Source organism: Albidovulum sp. (assembly GCF_049646345.1).
In the GTDB taxonomy this organism is placed as follows: domain Bacteria; phylum Pseudomonadota; class Alphaproteobacteria; order Rhodobacterales; family Rhodobacteraceae; genus Albidovulum.
The window spans coordinates 1-10,786 of sequence record NZ_JBARVQ010000213.1 but is presented as its reverse complement, the minus strand read 5'-3'; the positions used below and the strand labels follow the sequence as shown (position 1 = coordinate 10,786).

Below are 10,786 nucleotides of genomic sequence, written 5' to 3'. Positions count from 1 at the left end.
ATCGCTGGTGCCGGACATTCCTCGACCGTCGAACAGCCAAAGGCGGTGAATGCCGCGCTTGCGGCTTTCTGGGCCGACGCCAGGGCGGTGCCCGTCAGTGAGCAGGTCGGATAAAGGTACCGTTTTTCAGGTCGGCCATCGCCTGCATAAGCTCGGCCCGCGTGTTCATCACGATCGGCCCGTGCCAGGCCACGGGTTCCTCAAGCGGCGCGCCGGAGATGAGCAGAAAGCGGATGCCGTGATCGCCGGCCTGAACCGTGACCTCATCGCCCGTTCCGAAACGGATCAGCGTGCGGTTGCCCGACATGTCGCGGATATTGACCTCTTCCCCCATCACTTCCTTTTCCAGCAATACGCCTTGGGGGCGTGACGCATCGGCGAACCGGCCAGAGCCGTCGAACACATAGGCAAAGGCGCGGCGATAGGTATCTACCTTGAAGGTCTTTTTCACGCCTGCGGGGACGAAGATATCAAGGTATTGCGGATCAGCGGCGATGCCGTCGACGGGTCCGGATTTGCCCCAGAATGATCCCACGATCACCCGCACCGTGGTGCCGTCATCGTCGGTCACTTCGGGAATGTCGGGTGATTTCACGTCCTGATAACGCGGCGCGGTCATTTTCAGGGACGACGGCAGGTTGGCCCAAAGCTGAAAGCCGTGCATCTGGCCCTTTGCGTTCCCTTGGGGCATTTCCTGATGCATGATGCCGGACCCCGCCGTCATCCACTGTACATCGCCCGCGCCAAGCCGTCCGGTATTGCCAAGGCTGTCGCCATGTTCGACGGTTCCCGCCAGCACATACGTGATTGTCTCGATCCCGCGATGGGGGTGCCAGGGAAAACCGCGCAGATAATCCTCGGGTCGTTCATTGCGGAAATCGTCAAACAACAGGAATGGGTCGAGTTCGGTCGGGTCCTGAAAGCCAAAGGCACGGTGCAGATGGACACCGGCCCCCTCCATCGTGGGGCGGGCGGTGCGGGTTTCAAGGATAGGGCGGATCGACATTCGGGTTTCTCCTGCGCTTCGCCTGTATATATAGGGCGGAAAGTGCGGGGCATCACCTCAGAAGCGGTGTTCGGGTGAACACTGTCTGTGCCGGGGCACACAAACGACGTAACCGTGAGGGACGAATGATCGATCAGGGGCAATCAACGCGTCTTGCCAGTATCACGCCATCCGCGCCCCGCCGGGTCTTCGCCGTCGGGGTCATGGGCTGCCTTGGACTGTTGCTGATACTGCTCGCCTTCCTGCGCCCACCTGCATCGTTTCCGCTCCAGCTCATGTTGATCCTGTTTGGAATGGTGGCGCTTGCGGGGTGCGTTCGCATGTATAACGCCACATCGCGCGGGCTGGTCCTGTCCGCGACGGGCCTGCGCGATACCGAGGGCACCCTTCTGGCAGCCTTGGCCGATATCGATAAAGTGGAGCGCGGTGTCTTTGCGTTCAAACCTTCGAACGGCTTTGTTCTTCGCCTTAAGGCGCCTATGCCGCGGGCATGGCAACCGGGCCTGTGGTGGCGCCTTGGGCGGCGTATCGGGGTAGGGGGGGTGATCTCGGGCGCTGAAGGGCGGCAGATGGCGGATATGATCGCTGCCCGGTTGATGTCACGGGATGATCAATGACGCCACCGTCTATTGGTTGAGCGGTGACCCGATCAGAAAAAAAGAACCGGCATTGGTATATGCCGGTTCGACTAGCTCCTGACGATCGAAACTTGATTCTATGTGGTATCGTCGTCGTCGGGCAGCACCGGAATGTCGTCGTTGTGGACTTCCCCGTCTGGATCCACAGCGCTGTCATAGATGCAGGCCGGCGTTGACCCATCTTCCTTGTCGAAGGGAACGCAGGCGGCAAAACGCGGGCGGGTGGCGATGAATGTTGTAAGCCAGCGTTCATCGATGCCGACATTGAAGCGCGGATCGAAATGCATATAGGTCTCGACCAGAATGACCGTATCGCCCGCGGGCATAACAGGTATCCTGTTTGCCTTGAGCTGAATGCTCTCGGTCGAATGGCCTTCGGCTTCACCGGTGGCGTAAGACCAGGCGATATCGTAACGGTCTTCATCCTCATCCCACAGAACGCTGGAGATCCGAATCCAAGTCGGTTCGTCGGATGTGGTCAGATAGTCGAACAGAGTATTCAAACCCTCGATGAAGTCGGCGTTGATCGCATTGGTCTGACGTGAGGTCAGGTCGGCAATCGTATAGGCAGCCTTCAGGTTCGTGTTCTTTTGCCGGAACGTGTCGAAGAACTGGAAGGAGGCGACATACCACCAGATCAGGATCGTCGACGCCAGAAGGCCTTCGACGGCCATGTTGCCGTCCGTGTCCGAGGCGAAATCTCTCGTGCGCAGTTTCAGGCGGGAATAAAGCGACATGTCAGCTCCCCAATTCCGGCTCGTTCACGAATGCCGTGGTGGATATCAATGCGTAAGCCCCCGTATTGTCTTTCGGCAGATGCAGGCCAAGCCCGGTTGTCGGAAAAATCGGATCGAACTTTGAGCAGGCGCGTATCAGCATGATCTCATCGCCCTCACCTGGGGTGAATTCGGGCAGGTCCTCGCCCTCGACGTCTTCCGCGCGATTGACGCAGGTCGGGCCCGAGGTGAGCGGTTCCCACGTGACGGTGCTGACGGGGCGAAGCTCTACCGCGATGGCGTTGCGGCAATCGGGGATAACCGAAGCGCGGCTGCAGATGAGATCCTTGAACTCGTCGTAATCCCCATCCCAGAGGTCAAGCCGCAGATCGCGCACCGACAGATCGAGCGCGCGTTCCAGCATGACCTGACGCAGCATGACCATGCCGATTTCCAGCGAGGACATGACGAGGGTCATGAAGAAGGGAAGGAAGATGACGAACGGAATGGTCGCCGATCCATCCTCTTCCTGCGTCTTTCGCCAGAACCAGGCGCGCATCGCTGTCATGGGGCGTCTCATCAGTGGGTCAGCCTCAGTTTGTTGATCGAGTTTGCGATGCCCGAAAAGGCGGATTCAATGTCGAGACCAGCCACGTTGTAGTAGTTGGCGTCAGAGCTTGCACAATCGCGCAGCAAGGTCTGGCCACTAGAGGGGGCCTCGAACGCGATCGAGTAGATCTTGACGTCCTGCGTCTTCGCCGCGTTGCACATCGATTTGGTCAGACTATCCTTGGCCGACCAATAGCCATTATAGGGAGCATTGCGGAAGTAGTTGCGCTGCGAGGAAGAGTTCGTAGCGTCATAGACGATATCGTCAGAGAAATACCGGATGGTCATGTCATTCCAGACCTGGGGCCAGGTCATTCTGACCGCGTCACCGTTGTCGCCGCTGGCATCGCCATAGGGCTGGGACCGCCAGGAATCTGTCCGGAATGAGTAGTACTTGTTTCCTGACCGGTTTGGGTCGTAGTAGCTGTACTGGTTCTTGCTGTCGGGATAGTTCGCCTGATACCAGGTGTTGGTATAAAGGCGGCTGTCACCCGATGCGAAATCGTCCTCCAGCCGGTATTCGGTTGTATTCTGGCCGTCCGTCATCAACACGATGATCTTCAGCGTCTGATTGTCATCGAACGCATAGGGGCGGTCGCTGAATTCACTCGGCAGGCTGCCATCGGCAATCATTCCATCCACGACATCCTGCATGGAAGGGTCGAGCAGCGCGGCCCCCCATTTCATTCCGATATCGATGGATGTGTTCCCGTTTGCCTCAAGGCTGTCGATCTTCGCTTTCAGTGCATTGCTATCACCCGAGAACGGAAGAATCTCTGCATAGGATTGGTCAATGCAGTTCAACAGACGGGTATAGCTGTTTCGGTAGAACGGGTCGAAGTGGCCGTTTCGCTGGTACGTGCGGTCGGTCACGGTGTTTCCGAATTGAACAGCCGTGGTTGAGAAATCACCCAGGCTATCTTCGAATTCAATGCAGCGGGAAGAATTGTGTTCACCGCTCAGATTGAAATAGCTGGCCAGTTCGGCATCCATCGAGACTTGGGTTGAATATGGAACGATGGAAATCGAAATCTTGCCCGGCTCGGCTGATTTGAACATTTGGTCGACGAAGTTTTTCGCCGCAGGCTTGAGGTTCACGAGGCGCGAGTTTCTCCCCATCGATCCGGAAACGTCGAGGATCAGCGAGATCTCAATCTGCCCGACGCTTTCTTCGGCTGTCGAGGCAGCCGGGGCTTTGAGATCATTGACCCCCACCATTCGCATGAACCAGGTCGGCATCTGTTCCGAGGCGCTGATCTTCACGCGGCGGGATTCGCCGAACGACCCTTCCGTCACGACGATGTCGTCATCTGCGGGCGGTTCCAAACCGGCCTTGCGGAAATAATCCTTGACCACGTCTTTCGGATCAAGCGTTTGCTGAAGGTCGGCAGAGGCAAGTGCTGCCCGGTCGATGGTCGCCTGCAGGATCGTCCGCCGCTCTTCAAACCGCATGACGTCCAAGGAAACACCTGCGAGCAGCAGCATGATGATGAAGCAGAACAGGCCGAAGACGATGAGCGAACCATCCTCTTCCCGGCGGAACCTGGAAAGTGCCGCATAAACGGCGCCCTTGTTGAAACGCGTCTTGTCGCCCATCCGAGCCAGCATTGTCATAATGCACCCTTTCCCAGGTAGATCCTTGTGCGGGGGCGGCAGACACGCCTCGCACAGCAGCCTATATCTATACATGTTGCGGCAAAACTAGGGTACGACTTGTGGCAAAAATGGGGCAGGGGGGTGTATTGGATGTCTCTTGATGGCTTATAATGGCAATTCTCTGCCTATCGTGTCCTTCTGGCGAACAATGGCGGTCTGTGAAACATTGGAATCACTCGCTTTACAACCCACGCGAGACCTCACAATGCGCCGCCTCGGTCCCGGATATGGCCGCCCGCTGACACGCTTCTATCTTGCCTTTCAGTGCTTCTCTGTTAAGCAAAATAAAACGATCACAGGTTCACAAGACTGCAAGTGATGATCAACGCCGCGAGATTGCGGCAATGCGCTTTCGACCCATCCGATTGGGCGTCGGCCAGACAGGGAGTATATCTATGGCCTTCAAAGGGGAACCGAGCTTTCGGCAATCCGTGGATCTTATGTTCAACCGCGCGGTCGGGGTCATGGACCTGTCGCCGGGGCTGGAGGAAAAGATCCGTGTCTGCAACTCGACCTATACGGTCCGGTTCGGTGTGCGCCTGCGGGGCGCCATTCACACCTTCACCGGTTATCGTTCGGTCCATTCCGAACATATGGAACCTGTGAAGGGCGGTATCCGTTTCGCCACATCGGTGAACCAGGATGAGGTCGAGGCGCTGGCAGCGCTGATGACCTACAAATGCGCCCTTGTGGAAACGCCCTTCGGCGGCTCCAAGGGTGGTCTCTGCATCGACCCGCGCGAATGGGAAGAGCATGAGATGGAGCTGATCACCCGCCGCTTCGCCTATGAATTGATCAAGCGCGACCTGATCAACCCGGCCCAGAACGTGCCCGCCCCCGACATGGGCACGGGCGAGCGTGAGATGGCCTGGATCGTCGACCAGTACAAGCGCATGAACACGACCGACATCAACGGCGCCGCCTGTGTCACCGGCAAGCCGCTGAACGCAGGTGGTATCGCCGGCCGGGTCGAGGCGACGGGGCGCGGTGTGCAATATGCCCTGCGCGAATTCTTCCGTCATCCGAAGGATATGGAGGCCGCAGGGATGTCGGGCAAACTCGATGGCAAGCGCGTGATCGTTCAGGGCCTTGGTAATGTGGGCTACCACGCAGCCCTTTTCCTTTCGACCGAAGACGGTGCGCTGATCACCGGTATTCTGGAACGCGACGGCGCGCTGGTGAACGACAAGGGCATGAACGTTCAGGCGGTGCGCGACTGGATCGCCGCCAATGGCGGCGTGAAGGGCTGTCCGGAAGGCACCTATGTCGAGGACGGTGCCAAGGTGCTGGAAGAGCCGTGCGACATTCTTGTTCCGGCAGCGATGGAGGGGGTCATCAACCTTTCGAACGCCGAAAACATCAAGGCGTCCTTGATCATCGAGGCCGCGAACGGCCCGGTGACGGCCGGCGCGGACGAGATTTTGCGCAACAAAGGAACGCTGATCATTCCCGACATGTACGCCAACGCAGGTGGTGTGACCGTGTCTTATTTCGAATGGGTCAAGAACCTGTCCCACATCCGTTTCGGTCGCATGCAGCGGCGTCAGGAAGAAAGCCGCCACCAGCTTCTGATTGACGAACTGGAACGGCTGTCCTCGGACAAGGGGCTTGGCTGGACTCTGTCGCCCGGCTTCAAGGATCAGTATCTGCGCGGCGCGGGCGAGCTGGAGCTGGTGCGCTCTGGCCTCGACGATACGATGCGCGCGGCTTATCAGTCGATCAGCGAGGTCTGGCACAGCCGTAACGATGTAACGGACATGCGGATGGCGGCCTATATCGTCGCCATCGACCGCGTGGCCAAGAGTTACCGTTCCAAAGGGCTCTGACCCGCATTGCACGGCCGCCCTTCGGGGCGGCCGTTTGCATTCGCGCCGTCTTTCGGCTTGCGTTCGGTGCGTTAGCGCGCTTTTAGAACTGCGAAGGGGGCGCCAATGAACCCGCTGCGCGGTATCACGCTCAAACTCTGCTCGGTCGCCATGTTCATGACGATGGCCAGCCTGATCAAGGCGGCCTCTGACGCCGTGCCGCCGGGCGAGGCGGTGTTTTTCCGCTCGGCCTTTGCGATCCCGGTGATCCTGATCTGGCTGATTGCAACGCGCGGGCTGAAAACCGGGCTCGCCACAAGCAATCCGCTGGGCCATTTCTGGCGCGGGCTGATGGGGACCGTGGCGATGGGGTTCGGGTTTGCCGGGCTCGGGCTGCTGCCGCTGCCCGAGGTCACGGCGATCGGCTATGCCGCGCCGCTTCTGACGGTTGTCTTTGCAGCGATGTTTCTGGGCGAGAATGTACGGGTGTTCCGCATCTTTTCCGTGGCCCTTGGCATGGCGGGCGTGCTGATCATCCTTTCACCCCGCCTGACAGCCTTGTCGGCGGGCGAACTCGGTGCGACCGAAGCGCTCGGCGCAATCGTTGTTCTTGTCGGCGCGGTCTTTGCCGCACTCGCGCAGGTCTTTGTCCGCCGATTGGTGGCCGAGGAAAAGGTCAGCGCCATCGTCTTCTACTTTTCGGTCAATTCAGCGCTTCTGTCGCTGATCTCACTGCCTTTCGGCTGGACAATGCCCGACCCGGCAAGTGCGGCGATGCTGATGGCGGCAGGTGTTTTCGGCGGCCTTGGGCAGGTTCTTCTGACCTCGGCCTATCGCCATGCCGATGCTTCGGTTGTGGCGCCGTTCGAATATGCCTCAATGCTGCTGGCGCTCGGCGTCGGCTATGCAATCTTTGACGAGGTGCCGACGCGCATCGTGCTTGGCGGCGCGACGCTGGTTGTCTTGGCCGGTATACTGATCATCTGGCGTGAGCGCCAGCTTGGCCTCGAACGGGACCGCCAGCGCCGGGCAATGACGCCGCAAGGCTAGGTGTGAGGCCGCGTCGGTCTGCAATCGGGACATTGCAGCCGTTGCCCTAGTCACACCGCGAGCCGAGCGGGCGCCTGCCCGTGGGGTGGCGCAGCGACCGTCATTCAGGGCGATTTATAGTCGCAAAGCCTCTCCAACCTGATGCGAAGCGCTCAGCCGCAAAAGCGCCAGCCCGCCGGGACGGGCAGGCGCTCGCCCGGCGCCTTCGGCTTGTTCCCGGGCGAAAGGGGACAACCGCCAAGGTCTGGTAAGGGTGCATCCCAACCCACGGCTCGCCGCGCGGGCTCAGGTTTCCAGCCAGATTGTCACCGGCCCCTGATTGACAAGGCGCACATCCATGTCGGCACCGAATTCGCCATTGCCGACCTCGATGCCGAGTGCCCGCAAACGGCCCGAGAAATAGTGATAGAGTCTTTCGCCCTCCTCCGGTGCTGCGGCGGTGGAAAATCCGGGCCGGTTGCCACGCGATGTGTCGGCGGCAAGGGTGAACTGGCTGACCACAAGCGCAGCGCCACCTGTATCGAGAAGCGAGCGGTTCATCTTGCCTGCCTCGTCCTTGAAGATGCGCAGTTTGGCGATCTTCGCGGCGAGCTGGTCGGCCTGCGCATCGGTATCGCCCTGTATGGCGCAGACAAGGATCATCAGGCCTGCGCCGATCTCTCCGGTCATCCGCCCGGCGACGCTCACGCGCGCCTCACTGACTCGTTGAACAAGTGCCCGCATATCAAACGATCTCTGCTGCCCAGGGCGGATTGGCCCCGGCCCGCGATACCGTGACAGCGGCGGCCGCGCAACCAAGCATGAGGGCGGCTGTCATTGCCTCGGGCGTCAGATCCGACAGGGCGGGTTTCGTAAACAGGCCGTCACGGTGCAGGGCGGCAAGAAGGCCCGCATTGAACGTATCGCCCGCGCCGACCGTATCAGCCACCGTCACGGTCCGGGCAGGCACGAAGCACTGGTGACGCCCGGTGAAGGCATGTGCGCCCGTCGCGCCTTCGGTCACGAAGACCACTTTGGGGCCGCGCGCCAACAGCCGCATGGCCAGATCGGCAAGCTCCCCCTTGCCTTCCAGCCAGTACAGGTCCTCATCCGACAGTTTCACGATATCCGACAGCGCCAGCATCCGTCCGATCCGCGCGCGATAGGCCGGTTCTTCGGTGATGAAACCGGGGCGGATATTGGGGTCGAGCATGGTAACCCGTGCTGCTGCCTCACGCGCCATCAGCGCTTCATAGGCACTGCCGCAGGGCTCACCGACAAGACTGATCCCGCCGAAGAACAGGGCCTGTGCCGTTGCTGGCAGGGCAGGCAGGTCGGCGGCGGTCAGCATCCGCCCTGCAGTGTTCTGGTCATAGAATGCGTAACTTGCCTGTCCGTTCACCAGCCGGACGAAAGCCAGCGTCGTCGGTCGGGCCGATCGGATGGCGAGGGACGTATCGACCCCGGACGCGGCCAGCGCCCCGGTCAGAACGGCACCGAAGAGGTCGGTCGATATCCCCGAGAGAAAGGCAGACGGCGCGCCAAGGCGGCCAAGCGCGATGGCGGTGTTGAAGACCGCGCCGCCGGGATAGGGGGCGAATGCCTCCTCGCCCGCCCCTGTCTTTCGGGGCAGCATATCGATCAGCGCCTCGCCACAGCTCAGGATCATCCGGGGCCCTCACAGGTCATGTTAGCGTAAACATATGTCCTCATAGCCGAGACCGCCTTTTGTATCAACGCCCAAGGTCGCGGGTATCAAGGCTTGGCAGAGCGGTCCGGCCGCCTCAGCTTTCGCCAGGCAGATGCTCCGCCGCCATGACCTCGACGATGGGCCGCGCCTCGGCCAGGGTCATGCCGGGGCGCAGACGCTGGTCATAGAGCATGCGCAGCATCAATTCGTCCTGCTTCGTCAGCAGGGCGAATTCCTCATTGTCGTTGAAGATCGAGGGGCGTGCATGCGGGTGATCGGCGATCAGGCCCAGACTTTGCGCAAGTTCTTCATGGATGCACGAAAGGCGCAGCCGGTCGGGCAATTCGCCGCGGATGATCGTCAGCGCGCCGGAATAGGCCGGGCTGGTGCCGGGCGTGAAGGAAAAGACCGTGCAATAGGTGTCGGGCCGCATCTGTGTGACGGTGTCGAGAGCTGCCTGCGACACCTCCGGTGCAAAGGCGAGGACGCGGTCGGAAAGGCCGCTACGTTCACCCTCATTGACAATCAGGACGACATGGTTGGGCCGCCAGCCACTGAGGCGGATCGGCAGGCCCGTCAGGCGCGACAGCCGTGCGGCATAGGTCGCAATCGCGGCCTGATCGGCGGCGCGTTGTTCGAGAGGAACCGAGGGGCCGAACTCCACACTCAGCCTGACCGGTTGCTGCCAGCGATGCAGGCGGTTTTCGCTGGCTTCCTCGACCAGAACGCCGTCGCGTTCGGTGAACTCGTCATAAAAGGCAATGCGCAGGAAGTTCTCGGCCAGATCACGGGCGTCAAAGGGGGCGTCCGCCGCCCCGTCATCGCCACGCAAGAGGTCCTGGGCGCGGTAATTCGCCTCGACCCGCTGATAGTAGATGCGTTCAGCAAGGCTTTCCGGCGTGGGAGGTGTCACAACCGGGGCTGCCGGAAGAGCGGCGGGTGACCGGCCTGGCGTAGATGCCGGGGCGATACCGGTTGTGACACATCCGCCAAGAGCGATGCTCACGACGGCGGCGGTCAGCCCAATCTGGAAAAAGCGCGGTGCCATGGTCAGTCAGACTTCTAAGCCGACCGCGTCGGTGGCGGGGATGATCAGACCGGCCTCCATCAGTTTCGCGCGGCGATTGTCTTGTCGCTTCGCCGCGCCGGAATTGTCATCGTCCTGCGTCTTTGCGAGTGAGGGATCGTCCTGACAGCAAACAACAAAGCTTAATCTTGCCGCGTCCTGCGCTGCCATGCCGGTGCCCCCACCGCATGGTGCCAGACTGGCACGGCTGACGCGGCGCGCCAAGCCCCTGACGGGTCTTCCTGCGATCAGGCGAACGAATATCCGCATCTGTTGCAGGGGATCACTTGCGCCCGGCAGGCCCCTTGCGTGGTGCCCCGGACTTTGGCCGGTCGCGCCCTTTGCCACCTTCGGTCCGGGGGGCAGGTTTTCCCCCCCTTGCACCCGAAGGAGCGCCATCGCGGGGTTTGGAGAATTTACGTTCACCACCACGCTCTGCCGGGCCCGAGCCACTGCGCGGTTTGGAGAACTTGCGCTCAGCCCGTTCTCCCTCGGCGCGCGGTTTGGAGAACTTGCGCTCACCCCGCTCACCCTCTGCACGCGGCTTGGAGAATTTGCGCTCGCCCCGCTC

11 protein-coding genes and 1 pseudogene are annotated in these 10,786 nt (G+C 60.8%); 3 read left to right on the top strand and 9 right to left on the bottom strand.

Annotated features, from left to right (window positions below):
- Positions 1–94: 94 nt before the first annotated feature.
- Positions 95–1,006: a pirin family protein gene (locus WBB85_RS05215; RefSeq protein ID WP_432637569.1), complete on the bottom strand. Its 912-nt coding sequence runs from the start codon at positions 1,004–1,006 to the stop codon at positions 95–97.
- 125 nt (positions 1,007–1,131) lie between these two features.
- Between WBB85_RS05215 and WBB85_RS05210 the strand changes: the two genes are divergently transcribed.
- The gene (locus WBB85_RS05210) at positions 1,132–1,623 is read left to right on the top strand and encodes a hypothetical protein (RefSeq protein ID WP_432637568.1); all 492 of its coding nucleotides are present in this window, start codon (positions 1,132–1,134) and stop codon (positions 1,621–1,623) included.
- Between the two features lie 98 nt (positions 1,624–1,721).
- Here the strand turns inward: WBB85_RS05210 and WBB85_RS05205 are convergent, their stop codons facing one another.
- From WBB85_RS05205 to WBB85_RS05195, 3 genes are read right to left on the bottom strand one after another with little or no spacing between them, the layout of a single operon-like run.
- Positions 1,722–2,381 carry a TadE/TadG family type IV pilus assembly protein gene (locus WBB85_RS05205; protein ID WP_432637567.1) on the bottom strand — a complete coding sequence of 220 codons (660 nt, stop codon included), beginning with the start codon at positions 2,379–2,381 and terminating at the stop codon, positions 1,722–1,724.
- 1 nt (position 2,382) lies between these two features.
- A complete protein-coding gene (locus tag WBB85_RS05200) occupies positions 2,383–2,928 on the bottom strand; it encodes a TadE/TadG family type IV pilus assembly protein (protein WP_432637566.1) in 546 nt (181 codons plus the stop codon).
- An 11-nt stretch (positions 2,929–2,939) separates the two neighbouring features.
- Positions 2,940–4,583 carry a pilus assembly protein TadG-related protein gene (locus WBB85_RS05195; protein ID WP_432637565.1) on the bottom strand — a complete coding sequence of 548 codons (1,644 nt, stop codon included), beginning with the start codon at positions 4,581–4,583 and terminating at the stop codon, positions 2,940–2,942.
- Positions 4,584–5,020: 437 nt separating this feature from the next.
- Here WBB85_RS05195 and WBB85_RS05190 point away from each other — a divergent pair, with 437 nt between their 5' ends.
- Positions 5,021–6,451, top strand: a complete 1,431-nt coding sequence (locus tag WBB85_RS05190) for a Glu/Leu/Phe/Val family dehydrogenase (protein WP_432637564.1) — start codon at positions 5,021–5,023, stop codon at positions 6,449–6,451.
- A gap of 105 nt (positions 6,452–6,556) precedes the next feature.
- Positions 6,557–7,480, top strand: coding sequence for a DMT family transporter (locus WBB85_RS05185; RefSeq protein WP_432637563.1), 924 nt, complete (start codon positions 6,557–6,559; stop codon positions 7,478–7,480).
- Positions 7,481–7,765: 285 nt separating this feature from the next.
- Here the strand turns inward: WBB85_RS05185 and dtd are convergent, their stop codons facing one another.
- The 5 genes and pseudogenes from dtd to WBB85_RS05160 form a co-directional block, all read right to left on the bottom strand.
- Positions 7,766–8,203, bottom strand: a complete 438-nt coding sequence (dtd, locus tag WBB85_RS05180; protein WP_432637562.1) for a D-aminoacyl-tRNA deacylase — start codon at positions 8,201–8,203, stop codon at positions 7,766–7,768.
- Between the two features lies 1 nt (position 8,204).
- Positions 8,205–9,128, bottom strand: a complete 924-nt coding sequence (locus WBB85_RS05175; RefSeq protein ID WP_432637561.1) for a carbohydrate kinase family protein — start codon at positions 9,126–9,128, stop codon at positions 8,205–8,207.
- A 115-nt stretch (positions 9,129–9,243) separates the two neighbouring features.
- Positions 9,244–10,197: a DUF2927 domain-containing protein gene (locus tag WBB85_RS05170; RefSeq protein ID WP_432637560.1), complete on the bottom strand. Its 954-nt coding sequence runs from the start codon at positions 10,195–10,197 to the stop codon at positions 9,244–9,246.
- 6 nt (positions 10,198–10,203) lie between these two features.
- Positions 10,204–10,386: a hypothetical protein gene (locus WBB85_RS05165; protein ID WP_432637559.1), complete on the bottom strand. Its 183-nt coding sequence runs from the start codon at positions 10,384–10,386 to the stop codon at positions 10,204–10,206.
- A 112-nt stretch (positions 10,387–10,498) separates the two neighbouring features.
- Positions 10,499–10,786 (bottom strand): annotated as a pseudogene (locus WBB85_RS05160) (hypothetical protein); the annotation flags it as partial.

Coding starts and splice junctions, on each gene's coding strand:
- WBB85_RS05215 (WP_432637569.1), bottom strand. CDS start 1,006: ATGTCGATCCGCCCTATCCTTGAAACCCGCACCGCCCGCCCCACGATG.
- WBB85_RS05210 (WP_432637568.1), top strand. CDS start 1,132: ATGATCGATCAGGGGCAATCAACGCGTCTTGCCAGTATCACGCCATCC.
- WBB85_RS05205 (WP_432637567.1), bottom strand. CDS start 2,381: ATGTCGCTTTATTCCCGCCTGAAACTGCGCACGAGAGATTTCGCCTCG.
- WBB85_RS05200 (WP_432637566.1), bottom strand. CDS start 2,928: ATGACAGCGATGCGCGCCTGGTTCTGGCGAAAGACGCAGGAAGAGGAT.
- WBB85_RS05195 (WP_432637565.1), bottom strand. CDS start 4,583: ATGACAATGCTGGCTCGGATGGGCGACAAGACGCGTTTCAACAAGGGC.
- WBB85_RS05190 (WP_432637564.1), top strand. CDS start 5,021: ATGGCCTTCAAAGGGGAACCGAGCTTTCGGCAATCCGTGGATCTTATG.
- WBB85_RS05185 (WP_432637563.1), top strand. CDS start 6,557: ATGAACCCGCTGCGCGGTATCACGCTCAAACTCTGCTCGGTCGCCATG.
- dtd (WP_432637562.1), bottom strand. CDS start 8,203: ATGCGGGCACTTGTTCAACGAGTCAGTGAGGCGCGCGTGAGCGTCGCC.
- WBB85_RS05175 (WP_432637561.1), bottom strand. CDS start 9,128: ATGATCCTGAGCTGTGGCGAGGCGCTGATCGATATGCTGCCCCGAAAG.
- WBB85_RS05170 (WP_432637560.1), bottom strand. CDS start 10,197: ATGGCACCGCGCTTTTTCCAGATTGGGCTGACCGCCGCCGTCGTGAGC.
- WBB85_RS05165 (WP_432637559.1), bottom strand. CDS start 10,386: ATGGCAGCGCAGGACGCGGCAAGATTAAGCTTTGTTGTTTGCTGTCAG.